Here is a 15,528-nt window from a genome sequence, read left to right as displayed (position 1 = left end):
AGTCCGATGATCCTGCTGTGCCTCGACGTCAGCAACAGCCACACGACGATCGGGGCGTTCCAGGGCCCTGAGCTGATCGCGCACTGGCAGGTGTCGTCGGACGAGCGACGCACCGCCGACGAGTGGCAGGTGCTGATCACGGGCCTCACGGCCCGGGCGGGCATCGACGACATCGATGCGGTCAGCATGTGCTGCACCGTGCCGATGATCCTGGTCGAGCTGCGGACGCTGCAGGAGCGGTACTACGCGGACCTGCCCGTCGCGGTCGTCGGGCCCGGGGTCAAGACCGGCATCCCGATCCACACAGACAACCCGCGCGAGGTCGGTGCCGACCGCATCGTCAACGCGCTGGCGGCGGCTGAGCTCTACGGCGGGCCGGCGGTCGTGGTCGACCTCAACGGCACCGCGACGATCTTCGACGTCGTCGATGCCGACAACCGCTACATCGGCGGAGCCATCGCGCCCGGCGTCGAGCTGTCGCTCGAGGCACTGTCGCGGCGAGGAGCGCAGCTGCGCAGCGTCGAGCTCGCGGTGCCGCGCGACGTCATCGGCAAGAACACCGTCGAGGCGCTCCAGTCGGGTCTGGTCTTCGGCTTCGCAGGGCTCGTCGACGGCATCGTGGGTCGCATCATCGAGTCGCTCGACACCGATCCCGACCACGTCACGGTGATCGCGACGGGCTCGTTCCCGGAGTCGGTCGTCGACCACTGCGACACCATCACGACCCGCGACCCGCACCTGACCCTGACGGGTCTGCGCCTCATCCACGAGAAGAACCACGGCTGACCGCCGGGGCAGGCGAGACGTGCCTACCTGCGCTTCTTGACCTTGATCGAGTTGTTGGCACCGCGGTTGGAGACCTTGGTGCTGCCCTTCTTGACCTTGACGGTGTTGTTGGCACCCTTCACGACGACCTTCGTGAGACGCGTCGACCGCACGTCGTTGTTGCTGCCCTTGATGGTGATGCGTGAGGCAGATGCCGTCCTGATGGTCGAGTTGGCCGCCTTCACCGTGGCCGTGGACAGCCGCGCCGACACCCGCAGCGCGTGATTGCCACCTGCCATCGTGGCCGAGCCGACCTTGCGGGCGATGACCGTGTTGTTGCCGCCCTTGATCGTGACGCGGGACGCGGAGTCGAGCCGGACGGTCGTGTTGCCGGCGTCGACGACGACCGTGCTGCACGCGCCCGTCAGCTGGACGGTGGTGTTGCTCGTGGTGATCGAGACCGGCCCTGTCGAGCAGTCGATCGCGGTGGCGGCGTGAGACGCACCGGTGCCGGTCGCGAGCAACGCTGTGGCGAGGCCGGTGGTGAGGGCGAGACGGCTGACGGCGCGAGTCCTGGATTTCGTCATGCATCGGAAACTAACACGACGAAATGTCGGCTGATCGCTGGCGCAAGCCCAGGTTCGCAGGTCTCCGCCGCGGCACTAGGCTTGATCCTCGTGAGCGACGCGACGAACCCCCAGAGCCCCGAGGACGACCTGCCCGAGCAGATGCGGGTGCGCCTCGAGAAGCGCGAGCAGGTCATCGCGCGGGGCGAGGAGCCCTACCCCGTCGTCGTCGGCCGCACCCACACGCTGCGCGAGATCGTCGAGACGTACGACGCCGAGGCGCTGGGGCCCGACACCCGCACGGGTGACACCGTCACGGTCGCCGGCCGCGTCATCTTCGTGCGTGGCACCGGCAAGCTGGTCTTCGCCGCTCTCCGCGAGGGTGACGGCACGCCGCTGCAGGCCATGATCTCGCTCGACGGCGTGGGCGAGGACGCCCTCGCGACGTTCAAGTCGACCGTCGACATCGGCGACCACCTGGCCGTCACCGGCGAGGTCATCACGAGCAAGCGCGGCGAGCTGTCGGTCATGGCGACGTCGTGGCAGCTCGCGGCCAAGACCGTGCGGCCCCTGCCCAACGAGCACGCGCCGCTGTCCGACGAGGCCCGCAGTCGCATGCGCTACGTCGACCTGATCGTGCGGCCCGAGGCGCGCGACAACGTCCGGGTCAAGGCCAAGGTCATGCAGTCGCTGCGCTCGACGCTCGACCGGCTGGGCTACATCGAGGTCGAGACGCCCGTGCTGCAGCACACCAACGGCGGTGCCGCGGCGCGTCCGTTCCGCACGCACGTCAACGCCTACGACGAGCCGGCGCTGCTGCGCATCGCCCTCGAGCTGCACCTCAAGCGGGCCCTGGTCGGCGGCATCGACAAGGTCTACGAGATGGCCAAGACCTTCCGCAACGAGGGCGTCGACAACACCCACAACGTCGAGTTCCTGATGCTCGAGGCCTACGAGGCCTACGGCTCGTACGACACGATCGCGGTCCTGACTCGCGAGCTCGTGCTCGATGCTGCCCGTGCGGTCGGCAAGACCGTGGTCCCCGGTCGCGACGGCAGCGAGATCGACCTCGAGGCCGAGTGGCGGCACGCGACGGTCCACGGGCTCGTGAGCGAGGCCGTCGGGCGCACGGTCGACATCGAGACGTCGGTCGACGATCTCGTGGCCATCGCCGCGGAGCACGAGGTGGCGCTGCGCGACGGCTGGGACGCCGGAGAGATCGTGCTCGAGCTGTACGAGAAGCTCGTCGAGCACACGCTGATCCAGCCGACGTTCGTGCGCGACTACCCCGAGTCGGTGCGGCCGCTGGCCAAGAAGCACCGCACCAAGCCGGGCCTGGTCGAGGCGTGGGACCTCATCATCAACGGCGTCGAGCTGGCGCCGGCGTACTCCGAGCTCAACGACCCGGTCATCCAGCGCGAGCGGCTCGAGGAGCAGGCGCGCCAGGCCGCGGCGGGCAACCCCGAGGCCAATGACGTCGACGAGGACTTCTTGCGCGCCCTCGAGTTCGGCATGCCCCCGGCCGGCGGTCTCGGCTTCGGCGTCGACCGGCTCGTGATGCTGCTGCAGGGCATCGGGATCCGCGACGCGATTCTGTTCCCGACGACGAAGGCGGAGGGAGCCTAAACCCGCCAGATGCCGGCAGTTGTCGACGTGTCCAAGCCGAAAAGACAGCAAGAACTGCCGACATCTCGGGCGTGGTGGTCAGGCTTCGGGGATGGCTGCCAGTGCGGTGCGGGCGATCGCGCGGACCTCGTCGGCCGTCCCCCCGTCGCGGGCGCACCCCGACATGCCCCGCATGACGGCCACCACGAACGAGGCGAGCTCGTCGGGCTGGACGCTGGCCGGGAGGTCGCCCTCGTCGATGCCCCGCGCGATCCGGCGCGCAAGTCGCTCGCGGACGATCTCGCGCTGCGCCGCTAGTCGCGGCTCGGTCAGCATCAGGCAGCCCAGCGGCGTCCTGGCGTCGGTGTGCGCGCGGGCGGCGTCGTCGAGCGTCCTGGCGATCGCCGCGCGGGCGGTCGGCTCGTCGGTGGCGGCGTCGACGGCCTCGCACGTCCGCTCGAAGTACAGGGTCGACGCCTCGTCGAAGAGGCGGTCCTTGTCGCCGAACGCCGCGTAGAGGCTTGGGGGAGTGACGCCCATCGCCTGCGTCAGCGTTGAGACGGACGTCTTGTCGTAGCCGGTGCGCCAGAACTGTTCGACGGCCGCAGCCAGCGCGGCATCGCGGTCGAAGCTCCTCGGTCGGCCTGCCATGTGGCGAGCATACCGTAGTGGTCGCTATGGAATGTGCTACCGTCGATCTCATTCCATAGTGATCGCTAAAGAAAGAGGAGCTCATGCAGATCGAGAACGCCGTCGTGCTGGTGACCGGAGCCAACAGGGGGATCGGCGCGGCCTTCGTCGCCGAGCTCAAGTCTCGGGGTGCGGCGAAGATCTACGCGGCCTCGCGCGCCGGAGACGTCGACGTCGAGGGGGTCGAGCCCCTCCGGCTCGACGTCACGGACCCGGCCCAGATCGAGGCGGCGGCCGCCGCGGCCGGCGACGTGCAGATCGTGATCAACAACGCCGGCGTCTCGACGGGCACGTCGGTCGTCTCGGGCGACCTCGCGACCATCAAGCAGGAGATGGACACCAACTTCTACGGTCCGCTGCTGATGACCCGCGCCTTCGCCCCCATCCTCCGGGCCAACGGGGGAGGTGCCGTCATCAACATCGTGTCGGCGCTGTCGTGGTTCACGATGCCGGGCGCGGGTGCCTATGCGGCCTCCAAGGCGGCGGCGTGGAGCCTCACCGACAGCACGCGGCTCGAGCTCGCGGGCCAGGGCACGCACGTCGTCGGTGTCCACATGGGTCTCGTCGACACCGACATGACGGCGGGCTTCGACGCGCCGAAGGTCTCTCCGTCAGCAGTGGCCGGTGCTGCGCTCGACGCCGTCGAGTCGGGGCTCGACGAGGTGCTGGCCGACGACTGGGCGAAGCTCGTCAAGTCAGGACTCGTCCAGGGCCCGTCCGAGCGCCACGCCCAGCTGTTCGCAGCCCTCTCGGCGAGTTAGACGGGCTGTGTCAGGTACTCGACCATCTCGGTGAATTCGTCTGCCCACGGGTCGGCGGGTAGCTCTGCCGCTTCGTGCTCCCAGTGGTGTTCCCAGTCTGCGATGGGCAACGGTTCTGCGGTGCGTGTGTAGGTGTGCCCGGTGCTGGTGGTCCATGCGAAGACCCCGGGCGCGGGTTGTCGCAGCCTCAGGTGTCCCTCGGTCTTGAGGTTATGTGCACGCCGGTTCAACGGTCCGGTGTTCGCGGCGGACGTCTCGGCGGGCCAGGGGTCACTGTGGTCGGTGTCGCAGGCCCGGGCTGGGACGGTGCTGGTGGGGAACACTGATGTGCCGTCGCGGAACTCCAGTACCTGCGCCAACCTGGTCGGTGCGAACCTTCCGAGCCAGGTGACGGTCATCAGGTTGCCGACATCATCGGTGACCAACCGGTAGAGCAGCGACTGTTCGTCGGCCATGGCGGCCCGCACGATGTGCGCCGGAATCGTGGCCGACCGGTCGGTCAGCTCACCGGGCACATCACTGAATCCCATCAGGGACGACAGCGGGACGGTGATGCCGATGACCGCCCGGAATCCGAGCCCACCGGGCTCGCGGCCCAATAGCGCGTCGACGAACAGATCGGCGCGCGCTTGGTCGATCGTCCGCCCGTCGTCAGCGGGAAGCGCGTGGGCGGCACCGGTCAGGCTCTGCATGACCGCGGCCGCGTCGGTGGCGGTGACGTCGGCGGTCAGGCGGGTCATCCCATCGCCCAGCGGCCGGGATGAGACCTTCCGGTCGGCGTGCGCGCGTTCGTGGCGGCGGGCCGACTCGGTGGCTTCGGTGCGTTCGACCCACCGGTCCAGCCAGCGGGTCGCCTGACCCGGCGTCAACCGCCCGACTCGCTCGACAGCGATGTCGTCCAAAGCGGTCACGGACTCGGCATGCACCAGCCGCGTGGCGGCACGGTCGATCGCGGCCACATGGGTGGTGCTGATGCGTCCATCGAGCCACGCCTGCCACACCTCCGGCATGCTCGACCGCAACCGCCGGGCCCGGGCCACACGGCGCTCGATCGTGGGGGCCGGGAGCCGCATCGCGAGCGACAGCTCGTGCACCGCCGCATCGACCCGCCGACGTCCCTGAGCCGCGCTCACCACTTCGCCAGCGGCACGGGCGCGGTCGACGACGTCGAGCATGTCGACGGCTTCGGCGGCCTCGAGCGCGGCGAGCGCCTCGCGACGCACGACCACCTGCTCGATGACCTGCCGATCGTCCAACACCCGAAAACCCCCGCCGTCTCAATCTTTCTCCCACTCTAGAGACAAGGTCCGACACTGCTCCGACACGGCGTTCGCGGGTGCGCACAAGCGCACTGAAGGCTCAATCGGCCGACGCCCCGACGGGCGGTTCGGGCCCTCGCCGGGGCTCCCGTCGAGTGGTCGGTCGCGATCGCGTCGCCACAGACCTAGGGTGTGAGCCAGTCCGGAGCGTCGCTCCGGCCGAGACCGTCACGAGCAGACCATCGGGTCGCTCACGGAGAGGGCACGATGAGCCGCACCACACTCCCCGACTCGTCCATCCGCTATTCGCCCGACCTGAGGCGGCGGACCCGTGCGAGGCGGGATCAGGTGAAGGCCGCCGGCGCGGCAGTCCTCGTCGCCGGCCCCGTCGGAGCCGTCGGGTTCATCAACATCGGCCCCGAGGTGGGAATCCCCGTCGCGGCCGTCACCGCGGTGGTCACCGTGGCCATCCTCCTGGTCGTGCGCCTCACGCTGCCCACGCAGCTGACCGTCACCGTCACCCCCTCCGACATCACGATGCGCAGCTATGGGCGCACCCGCACGATCGTCCGCGACGAACGCACCCGAGCAGCTGCCATGAGGCTGCTCCTGCAGTGGGGCATCGCGAGCAACTACCTCGTCGTCGCCGGCACCGGGCGCCCGTTCAAGCTCAACATCGACATGTGGGCCGATGAAGACCTCGCGGACCTCCTGACGCACATCCCGGTCCAGTGCTCCGAGCCGCTGCAGGTCACGCCCAAGGAGGCTCAGCGCGAGTTCCCGGGACTTCTGGGTTTCGGGGTGGTGCACCCGAACCGTGCCGCCGTGCTGGCCGTCGTGGCCTTCATCGTGCTCGTCCTCGCGGTGTACGGCGTCATCACGGCCCTCGGCAGTGGCGACGACGGCGACGACCGGGCATCGGCCGAGCCCACGTACTCGGCCCGGCCGCAGGCGGCGGACCTCTCGCGAGAAGCCGGTGGCACGCAGAACAGGCTCCAGTCCGACGTCCAGAGGCTCCTGGGCGATGACGAGGACTGGGAGCCGGCCGACACGACCACCAGCGACTGCTCGACCGGCGGGTACTCGCGCATCGTGTCGTGGACCAACCGCAGCCCCCGCTACCCCTACACGCAGGACGACCGGGCGGCCGTGGCCCTCGCTGCGGCAGAGGCTGATCTGCAAGATCGCGACGTCCGCCTCGACGGGGACGCCGTCGTCTTCATGAAGTACGCGAACGACACGACCGGCGCGACGCTGACGGTCGCCGCAGACGAGGGTGCCGTGACCGTCACGACCGCGAGCGCCTGCACCGGGCTCGAGTAGCCCTCAGGCCGCACCACCACCTGCTCGATGACCTGCCGATCGTCCAACTCCCGAAAACCCCTGCCGTCTCAACTTTTCTCCCACTCTGGAGACGGGGTCCGACAACACTTCTGGGCACAGGCGCGGCTGAGGCTCAACCGGCGTGAGGTGATTTCTTATAATGTTGCGGCGGTCGGGCGCAGGAGCAGCCGGACTCGTCGAGCCGAAGGTGGACCAGGATGCGCACCACGCTGACCAATGCAGTGATCTACACGTCCGATCCGCTGCAGCCGACGGTCGACACCGTCGTGATCGAGGGCGGGCGGTTCATCGCGGTCGGCACGCACCCGATCATCCGGGCGGACGACAGTGACGTCGTGCACGACCTCGGTGGCCGGCTCGTGCTGCCGGGACTGATCGACTCGCACGTCCACCCCACGTCCGTCGCCAACAGCAGGTGGCACGTCCGGCTGCCGTGGACGCACGACGTCGACGAGCTGCTGGACTTCATGCGCGAGTACGCCCGGGCACACCCGCCCGAGGAGGTGCCGTTCCTGTACTTCGAGTACTACCCGAGCGCGCTGTTCGCCGACGGAGCGCCGACCAAGGAGCTGCTCGACAGCGCCGTCAGCGACCGTCCCGTGCTGTGCCAGGACTTCAGCGAGCACGCGCACTGGGTCAACTCGCGGATGCTCGAGCTCATGGGCGTCACGGCGTCGACGCCCGACCCGGTGCCTGGGCTCGAGATGTTCGCGCGCGACGCCGACGGAGAGCCCACGGGGCACCTGTTCGAGAGTGTCCACGCCCGCTTCCTCGACACGATGTACGACGCGATGGGCTGGCGACCCGACGACAAGGTCACGACCGAGTCGATGTCGTACGTGCTCGACTTCCTCGGGCGTCACGGGGTCACCGCGGTCTTCGAGGCCGTCATCGTGGACGAGAGCACGGTGCAGGCCGTCGCAGCTCTCGACGCAGCCGGCGACCTGCACTGCCACTACGAGGGGGGCGTCCGCTTCCGGACGTCCGACGACCTGCCCGACGCCATCGCGACCGTCAAGCGCTACGACGACCTCTACGGCAGCGACCGCGTGCGGGTCAGGACGCTCAAGCTGTTCCTCGACGGCACCAACGAGGTCGGCAACAGCGCCGTCCTCGCGCCGCAGCTCTCGTCGTGCTCGCACGGTGACGGCGACGGGGCCATGCAGATGGGCGCCGACGAGCTGACGCAGTGCCTGCTGACGGCCAACCGGGCCGATGTCGACGTGCACATCCACATGGTCGGCGACCGGGCCTTCCGGGCCGGGTGCGACGCGGTCGAGGCCGCGAAGGCGCTGGCCGTCGACGACTCCGGTGCCTGGCGCATCCAGGTCACCTTCGCCCACTGCGAGCTCGTCGACCCGGCCGACATGCACCGCCCCGCAGAGCTCGGCGTGCTGATCAACTGGACGACGCACTGGTCGGGCGGCTACTTCGGCGAAGAGGCCATCGAGCACCTCGGCGAGGAGCGCTGGAACCGGATGTACGCCTTCAACGCGATGATCGACAGCGGCGCGACGCTGGCCTACTCCAGCGACGTCGTGACCGACTACGAGCTGGGCCGCGCCAACCCGTTCTTCGGCATGCAGGTCGCGCACACCCGCGTCGACCCCGAGTACCCGCTCGACGCCGACCGCTACCCGGGCAGCGTGCGTCCCGCCGCCGACTCGGTGCTGTCGCTGGAGCGCCTGCTCGAGGGATACACCATGGGCGGCGCGAAGCAGCTGCGGATCGACGACCGGGCAGGGTCGATCGAGGTCGGCAAGGCTGCCAACCTGGTCGTCCTCGACACCGATCTGTTCCAGGCGCCGCCCACGCACATCAGCGACATCCGTCCGGCGGCCGTGATGTTCGAGGGATCGGTCGTGTTCGGCGGGCTGTGAGTCAGCCCGGTGGCTCACTGATCGAGTCGACGTCGCGGCCCGTCGCCAGATCGCGGCACTCCACGAGCAGTGCCTCGTTCTGGGCGAGGTAGGTGCCGGCACCGGTGTCACCCTCCAGCCCGGCCACGACGGCGCCCCAGTGGGACCTGCCGATCAGGACGGGATGGCCCGGGAGCCCCTCGTACGCGGCCCGGGCCAGGCACTCCGGTGCGGCGTGCTGGGCGAGCCGCCGGACGACGTCGGCACCCACGTCGGGGAGGTCGACGAGCATGATGATCACGGCGGTGCTGTGATCGGGCAGCGACAGCAGCCCAGCGCGCAGCGAGCGCGACATCCCGGTGCTCCAGTCGGGCACCGGGACGATGCGCACGGGCCGGTGCGACAGCGTCCGCTCCACCTCGGGAGCGCTCGCGCCGACCGCGACGTGAACAGGATCGCAGCCACCCTGCGCCAGCGCCGTGACGGATCGCTCGGCCCACGTGAGGCCGTCGGCGCCGCGGACCAGTGCCTTCGGGCCGCCCATGCGGCGACCGGCCCCGCCCGCGAGGAGGAGGCCGGCGACTGTCATCTGCCGATGGTAGGCCGCGGGGTCAGCACGCAGGGGTCAGGGCGTGGACGTCGAGCGCTCGCCGTGCGTGTCCGACAGGCCCTGGCCCGCGAAGAACGTGGCCTGGGTCCGCCGAGCGACAGTCATCGCGACGAGTCCGACGACGATGGTCCCCACCCCGATGATGAAGACGCCATCGATGTGCCAGTGGGGAGCGAAGGGCAGCGTCCACGACGTGTATCCGGCGTCGGCATAGCCTGCTGGGATGCAGGACGCCCAGCAGGTCACCGTCAACGGGCGCACCGTCGACTTCGCAGCCCTGTCGTGGGGACCCGACGACGCCCCGCTCGCGCTGCTCCTGCACGGCTATCCCGACTCGCCACACTCGTGGCGCGGCGTCGCGGAGTCCCTCGTCGAGGCGGGCTACCGCGTCGTCGCGCCGTGGACGCGTGGGTACGCGCCGAGCAGCGTCCCGACCGACGGGTCGTTCCACATCGGAGCGCTGGCCAGCGACGCGCTCGAGCTGCACGGCCTGCTCGGCGGTGACGCCCGCGCGGTGCTGATCGGGCACGACTGGGGCGCAGTCGCGGCGCACGCGGTCGCCGGCCTGGACGGTCAGCCGTTCCGCCGGATCGTGACGATGGCGGTGCCTCCCGCCGCGGCGTTCCTGGACCGCGCCGACGGCATGCGGGCCTGGCTGGCCCGGCTGGCCCGGCAGGCGCGACTCAGCTGGTACGTCGCCTTCCAGCAGTTGCCAGTCGTGTCGGAGCGGTCGCTCGGCGCGCTGGTGCCGCGGCTGTGGAGCACGTGGTCGCCGGGTCACCCGGCCGGCGCCGAGCTCGAGGCCGCGTGGGAGGCCATCGGCGACCGGCGCACCGAGGTGCTGCGCTACTACCGTCACGCCGCCCGGTGGTGGACGGTCCCGGCGCAGTACCGCTCGGCGCAGCGAGGGCTCATGCGCGCCTCGACGGTGCCGATGCTCTACCTGCACGGCCGGCAGGACGGCTGCGTGCTCCGCGACTGGACCGGCCCCACCCGGGACGTCCTCCCGCCGGGCAGCCGCGTCGAGGTCGTGTCCGGCGCGGGTCACTTCCTGCAGGTCGAGCAGCCCGACGTCGTCGCGCGTCTCGTCGTCGACTTCGTCGTCGCAGGCTGACCGGGTCGGCGCTCAGGCCGGAACGGTGTCCCGGGTGCGGGCGAGGTCGAGGGCGATGTCGACGATCATGTCCTCCTGGCCACCGACGAGCTTGCGGCGTCCGACCTCGGTGAGGATGTCGCGGACGTCGATGCCGTAGCGGCTCGAGGCGTTCTCGGCGTGGCGCAAAAAGCTGGAGTAAACGCCGGCGTAGCCGAGCGTGAGGGTCTCCCGGTCGACCTGCACGTTGCGGTCCATGAGCGGGCGCACGATGTCATCGGCTGCGTCCTCGAGCGCCGCGAGGTCGCAGCCGTGCTCCCAGCCCTCGAGGTTGGCCACCGCGATGAACGGCTCGATGGGGCAGTTGCCCGCACCGGCACCCAGGCCGGCGAGCGACGCGTCGACGCGGGTGACGCCGTGCTCGACCGCGACGACGCTGTTGGCGACCGACAGGCTGAGGTTCTGGTGGGCGTGGATGCCGATCTCGGTCGACGCGTCGAGCACGCCGCGATAGGCCTTGACGCGCTCGGCGACGGCCTTCATGGTCAGGTGCCCGCCGGAGTCGGTGACGTAGACGCAGTGCGCGCCGTACGACTCCATGAGCTTGGCCTGCTCGGCGAGCGTCGAGGAGGGGGCCATGTGGCTCATCATGAGGAAGCCGGAGACGTCCATGCCGAGCTCGCGGGCGTGGGCGATGTGCTGCGCCGAGACGTCGGCCTCGGTGCAGTGGGTCGCGACGCGGACGGAGCGGACGCCGAGGTCGTAGGCGCGGTTGAGCTCGTGGATCGTGCCGATGCCGGGCAGCAACAGGGTCGTCAGCCGCGCGTTCTTGATGACGTCGGCGGCGGCTTCGAGCCACTCCCAGTCGGTGTGGCTGCCGGGGCCGTAGTTGAGCGAGCCTCCCGCGAGGCCGTCGCCGTGGGCGACCTCGATGGCGTCGACGCCGGCCTCGTCGAGGGCGGTCACGACGCGTCGGATGTCGGCGGGGTCGATGCGGTGGCGGATGGCGTGCATGCCGTCACGCAGGGTGACGTCCTGGACGAAGATCGTGGTCATCAGACGGCTCCAGCGGTGTCGGCGGCGGGCAGGCGTGCGGCGAGGGACTCGGCGACGCGCAGGGCGGCCGAGGTCATGATGTCGAGGTTGCCGGCGTAGGCGGGCAGGTAGTGCGCGGCGCCCTCGACCTCGAGGAAGACCGTGACCTGGTGCGTCGCGACGGGGGAGCCCTCGGGCACGAGGGTATGGACCGGCTCGTCGGCCTCGAGCGCGCGGAACTGGATCTCCTGCTTGAGCCGGTAGCCGGGCACGTAGGCGGCGACCTGGCCGATCATCGTCTCGATCGACTCACGGACGGCGTCGTGATCGGCGTCCCCGATCAGCGCCAGGACGGTGTCGCGCATGATGAGCGGCGGCTCGGCCGGGTTGAGGATGATGATGGCCTTGCCGCGTCCGGCGCCGCCGACGGCCTCGATGGCCGCCGAGGTGGTCTCGGTGAACTCGTCGATGTTGGCGCGCGTGCCCGGGCCGGCCGACTTCGACGCGATCGAGGCGACGATCTCGGCGTACGGCACCGGCGTGATGCGGCTGATCGCGGCGACGACGGGGATCGTGGCCTGGCCGCCGCACGTCACCATGTTGACGTTGTCGGCGTCGAGGTGCTCGGGGAGGTTGACCGCCGGGACGACGTAGGGCCCGATCGCGGCCGGGGTGAGGTCGACGAGCTTCTTGCCGAGCGGTGCGAGCTTGGCGGCATTGGCCTCGTGGGCCTTGGCGCTGGTGGCGTCGAAGACGATCTCGATGTCGTCGAAGCCGTCCATCGCGATGAGCCCGTCGACGCCGTCGGAGACGACCGGGACGCCGTGCTTGGCCGCGCGGGCCAGGCCGTCGGACGCGGGATCGATGCCGACCATGGCACCCATCTCGAGGGTGTCGGACAGGCGCAGGACCTTGAACATCAGGTCGGTGCCGATGTTGCCGGAGCCGATGACGGCCACCTTCGTGCGGGTCATGCGTTCTCCTCGGTGAAGTTGATGGAGACCGAGCCGAGTCGGCTGATCTCGGCGTGGACGGAGCTGCCGGCGACGACGGGGGCCATCGGTCCGAGCGCCCCCGACAGGACGACCTGCCCGGCGCGCAGCGGATCGCCGTACTCCTGGGCCGTGCGGGCCAGCCAGAGCAGCGCCTCCAGCGGGTCGCCGAGGCACGCGGCACCGTTGCCCTTCGAGACGACCTCGCCGTCGACCGTCATCGACATCTCGACGTCCTTGGGCTCGAACTCGTCGAGGCGCAGCTGGGTCGAGCCGAGGACGTACAGCGCGCTGGACCCGTTGTCGGCGACGGTGTCGACGATCGTGATGTCCCAGTCGGCCACCCGGCTGTCGACGATCTCGAGCGCCGCGACGGCGTGGTCGACGGCGTCGCGCACCCTGGCCAGGCTGAGGTCACCATCGAGGTCCTTGGCGAGGACGAAGGCGACCTCGGCCTCGACCTTGGGTTGCAGCAGGATGCCGGCGGGGACGTCGGCGCCGTCGGCGTAGGCCATGTCGTCGAACAGCACGCCGAAGTCGGGCTGGTCGACACCGAGCTGCTGTTGCACCGCGGCCGACGTCAGCCCGATCTTGCGGCCCACGACCTTCGCACCCCGGGCCGTGCGACGCAGCGTGAGCTCGTCCTGCACCGCGTAGGCGGCGGGGATGTCCGTGCTGCCCAGGATGTCGCGGACCGGCGACGTGGGGTGCCCGCTGTGGGTCGCCTGCTCGAGTCGGTCTGCCGCGGCCAGGGTGATGTCAGAGGCTGTGCTCATGGATCTCTTCCGTCGTCGGTGCTGTCGACCGATTCTCGACGGGTGGAGGGAAGAGACCTAGGGTGACGTTCCGTTGACTGAAATGCTGCCCAGCTCGAACAGGTGGCCGCCGAGGCGGTAGCCGGCGCTGGATCAGGTCGACGTGACGACCTGCACGCCGATCGTCATGCCGAAGGCGATGCCGAGTGATGTGAGCCGCTGGGCCACGGCACCGGCCACGACCTGATCGTCGCCGGCCTCCACCGTCACACCGGCTCCTGTGATCGACACCCGCTGACGCGGGAACGTGACTCCTCGCAGCGCCAGCTCGACGAGGTCGTCGACCGTGATCGCGTCGTCGGCGGGCAGTCCACGCACGGGACCGTCGCCCGTGATGGCCGCGACGGCGGCCTCTCGCGCGCCGAGGCCGAACATGTCGCTCGCCTCGTCGCGCAGCAGCGCCCCGGCACCCACGCCGTCGTCGGCGCTCAACCAGGCCGGGTCGACCCCGCGCACCAGCACGACGGGGCGGCCGCCGAGCTTGCCGGACGCCAGCTCGGCGGCACCGGCGATCTCGTCGGCCACTGCCGGTGCCGTGACGGCGAGCAGGTTGCCGTAGGTGTCGGTGCGCCCCGCGAACGAGTCGAGCGGCGCGATGCCGGCGCACCCGATCGCGATGTCGGTCTGACCGACCCGCCAGGCACGCCCGGCGGTGTCGGAGATGATGACCGCGACCCGCACGCCGGTGAGCTCCAGGATGCGGCGGCGGATGGTGGCGGCGGACGCGTCCGGGTCGGGCGGCAGCGGGATCAGGGTGCCGGGCTCGGTGTTGCTGTTGTCGACCCCGGCGGCTGCCATCGTGAGTCCGTGGTGGGTGCGAACGATGCTGGTGGGTCCGCGACGAGCGACGAGGCGATCGGTCTGCGCCGCGATCAGCTCGTCCCTGGGGACGGTCGTCGCCAGGCCCGCGGCCTTGCTGACGACCTTGCTGGTGACCACGAGCACGTCACCGTCGGCCAGCTGTGTGCGAGCGGCCACGAGGTCGGCGAGATCGTCACCGGGACGTACCTCGCCGATACCGTCGACGGGCTCGAGCGTGAGGCTCACCGGCGGGTGCCGATGTGGAGGGCGAGGGCCATGGTGTCCCGTACGAGCTGGTCGGTGGCAGGCTCGTCGGTCATCCACAGTGGCACGGCCCGGCAGGTCACGCCCAGCGCGTCGATCGTCGCCAGCTGGACATCGTCCGAGGAGTCGATGAGCCACCCGTCGAGCACCCCACCGGACTCGCGATGGCCGTGGTGCGCCGCGACCCCGGCTGCGCTGAGGTCGATGCCGAGTCCCGTGAGCAGCTGGTCGGCCATGCCCCGCACGGCACCGGTGCCGATGATGGGGGACACGCCGACGACCGGGGCAGTGGTTGTCGCGAGCGCGTCGCGGATACCGGCGACGGCCACGATGGGACCGATCGACACGATGGGGTTGGACGGCGGCAGCAGCACCACGTCGGCACCGACGATCGCCTCGACGACCCCCGGGGCGGGTGTCGCGTCGAGCACTCCCTGCACGACCACCTCCTCGACGGGCACCGAGGCGCGCAGACGGATCCAGTACTCCTGGAAGTGGATCAGCTCGCGGACGCCGTCTCGGTCGATGCCGATGTGGGTCTCGACCCGGTCGTCCGACATGGGCAGCAGGCTCACGCCCGGTCGCCACCTCTCGCACAGCTCGGCGGTCACCTCGGTGAGCGTGCGTCCCTGCTGCAGGCGCATGGTGCGGAGGAGGTGGGTCGCGATGTCCCGATCACCCAGGCCGAACCAGGCCTCGGCCACGCCGTAGGCGCCGAGCTCGTCCTTGGCGTTCCACGACTCGTCGGTGCGACCCCAGCCGCGCTCGCGGTCGATGCCGTCGCCGAGCGTGTACATGACGGTGTCGAGATCGGGGCTGATGCGCAGGCCGAACAAGGAGATGTCGTCGGCGGTGTTGACGATGACGGTCACGTCGTCGTCGGGGTCCTTGACCCTCAGCAGCCCCTCGATGAAGCGGGAGCCCCCGACCCCGCCTGACAAGACCGTGATGTGCATGATCTCAGTGTCCACCAGCCGTGCGTTCGACGGCGACGGCGGGACTCGCCACGTTTCGGCAGCTCGCTGGACCGGCCTGCGGGAGCTGGGGGCCGTCGACGGGCCCGCGTCGA

At 70.2% G+C, this 15,528-nt stretch carries 15 protein-coding genes; 6 read left to right on the top strand and 9 right to left on the bottom strand.

Going from position 1 to position 15,528, the window contains the following annotated elements; genetic code table 11:
• Positions 1–6 precede the first annotated feature (6 nt).
• Complete coding sequence (locus JOF40_RS02935; RefSeq protein WP_209674345.1) at positions 7–786, top strand: type III pantothenate kinase; 780 nt, start codon at positions 7–9, stop codon at positions 784–786.
• A gap of 23 nt (positions 787–809) precedes the next feature.
• On the opposite strand, the gene JOF40_RS02930 is transcribed toward JOF40_RS02935, so the two are convergent.
• Positions 810–1,352, bottom strand: a complete 543-nt coding sequence (locus tag JOF40_RS02930; protein ID WP_129179956.1) for a DUF3060 domain-containing protein — start codon at positions 1,350–1,352, stop codon at positions 810–812.
• A gap of 141 nt (positions 1,353–1,493) precedes the next feature.
• Here JOF40_RS02930 and lysS point away from each other — a divergent pair, with 141 nt between their 5' ends.
• Positions 1,494–2,957 carry a lysine--tRNA ligase gene (gene lysS / locus JOF40_RS02925; RefSeq protein WP_129181845.1) on the top strand — a complete coding sequence of 488 codons (1,464 nt, stop codon included), beginning with the start codon at positions 1,494–1,496 and terminating at the stop codon, positions 2,955–2,957.
• Positions 2,958–3,035: 78 nt separating this feature from the next.
• Here the strand turns inward: lysS and JOF40_RS02920 are convergent, their stop codons facing one another.
• Positions 3,036–3,587, bottom strand: a complete 552-nt coding sequence (locus tag JOF40_RS02920; RefSeq protein ID WP_129179954.1) for a TetR/AcrR family transcriptional regulator — start codon at positions 3,585–3,587, stop codon at positions 3,036–3,038.
• Between the two features lie 83 nt (positions 3,588–3,670).
• Here JOF40_RS02920 and JOF40_RS02915 point away from each other — a divergent pair, with 83 nt between their 5' ends.
• A complete protein-coding gene (locus tag JOF40_RS02915) occupies positions 3,671–4,387 on the top strand; it encodes an SDR family oxidoreductase (protein ID WP_129179952.1) in 717 nt (238 codons plus the stop codon).
• Here the strand turns inward: JOF40_RS02915 and JOF40_RS02910 are convergent.
• Positions 4,384–5,646 carry a DUF222 domain-containing protein gene (locus JOF40_RS02910; RefSeq protein WP_129179951.1) on the bottom strand — a complete coding sequence of 421 codons (1,263 nt, stop codon included), beginning with the start codon at positions 5,644–5,646 and terminating at the stop codon, positions 4,384–4,386. The genes JOF40_RS02915 and JOF40_RS02910 overlap by 4 nt on opposite strands.
• Before the next feature lie 348 nt (positions 5,647–5,994).
• Here JOF40_RS02910 and JOF40_RS02905 point away from each other — a divergent pair, with 348 nt between their 5' ends.
• Positions 5,995–6,969, top strand: a complete 975-nt coding sequence (locus tag JOF40_RS02905) for a hypothetical protein (protein WP_129179949.1) — start codon at positions 5,995–5,997, stop codon at positions 6,967–6,969.
• 218 nt (positions 6,970–7,187) lie between these two features.
• Positions 7,188–8,870, top strand: a complete 1,683-nt coding sequence (locus tag JOF40_RS02900) for an amidohydrolase (RefSeq protein ID WP_129179947.1) — start codon at positions 7,188–7,190, stop codon at positions 8,868–8,870.
• A 1-nt stretch (position 8,871) separates the two neighbouring features.
• Here JOF40_RS02900 and JOF40_RS02895 read toward each other — a convergent pair whose 3' ends face one another.
• Positions 8,872–9,438, bottom strand: a complete 567-nt coding sequence (locus JOF40_RS02895) for a nucleotidyltransferase family protein (protein ID WP_129179945.1) — start codon at positions 9,436–9,438, stop codon at positions 8,872–8,874.
• Positions 9,439–9,682: 244 nt separating this feature from the next.
• Here JOF40_RS02895 and JOF40_RS02890 point away from each other — a divergent pair, with 244 nt between their 5' ends.
• Entirely contained in the window at positions 9,683–10,573 is an 891-nt protein-coding gene (locus JOF40_RS02890; RefSeq protein WP_129179943.1) for an alpha/beta fold hydrolase, read from the top strand.
• 12 nt (positions 10,574–10,585) lie between these two features.
• On the opposite strand, the gene dmpG is transcribed toward JOF40_RS02890, so the two are convergent.
• From dmpG to cofD, 5 genes are all read right to left on the bottom strand, one after another.
• Entirely contained in the window at positions 10,586–11,608 is a 1,023-nt protein-coding gene (gene dmpG / locus JOF40_RS02885) for a 4-hydroxy-2-oxovalerate aldolase (RefSeq protein WP_188111653.1), read from the bottom strand.
• Entirely contained in the window at positions 11,608–12,561 is a 954-nt protein-coding gene (locus JOF40_RS02880; RefSeq protein ID WP_129179939.1) for an acetaldehyde dehydrogenase (acetylating), read from the bottom strand. Before JOF40_RS02880 ends, dmpG begins: the two co-directional genes overlap by 1 nt.
• Positions 12,558–13,355, bottom strand: a complete 798-nt coding sequence (locus JOF40_RS02875; protein WP_129179936.1) for a 2-keto-4-pentenoate hydratase — start codon at positions 13,353–13,355, stop codon at positions 12,558–12,560. Before JOF40_RS02875 ends, JOF40_RS02880 begins: the two co-directional genes overlap by 4 nt.
• A gap of 132 nt (positions 13,356–13,487) precedes the next feature.
• Positions 13,488–14,441, bottom strand: a complete 954-nt coding sequence (gene cofE / locus JOF40_RS02870; RefSeq protein WP_129179934.1) for a coenzyme F420-0:L-glutamate ligase — start codon at positions 14,439–14,441, stop codon at positions 13,488–13,490.
• On the bottom strand, positions 14,438–15,430 hold the full coding sequence (gene cofD / locus JOF40_RS02865; protein WP_307800754.1) for a 2-phospho-L-lactate transferase: 993 nt from the start codon (positions 15,428–15,430) through the stop codon (positions 14,438–14,440). The genes cofE and cofD overlap by 4 nt, the downstream gene beginning before the upstream one ends.
• Positions 15,431–15,528 lie beyond the last annotated feature (98 nt).

Source organism: Aeromicrobium fastidiosum (assembly GCF_017876595.1).
In the GTDB taxonomy this organism is placed as follows: domain Bacteria; phylum Actinomycetota; class Actinomycetes; order Propionibacteriales; family Nocardioidaceae; genus Aeromicrobium; species Aeromicrobium fastidiosum.
This window is presented reverse-complemented; position numbering and strand designations above follow the sequence as displayed.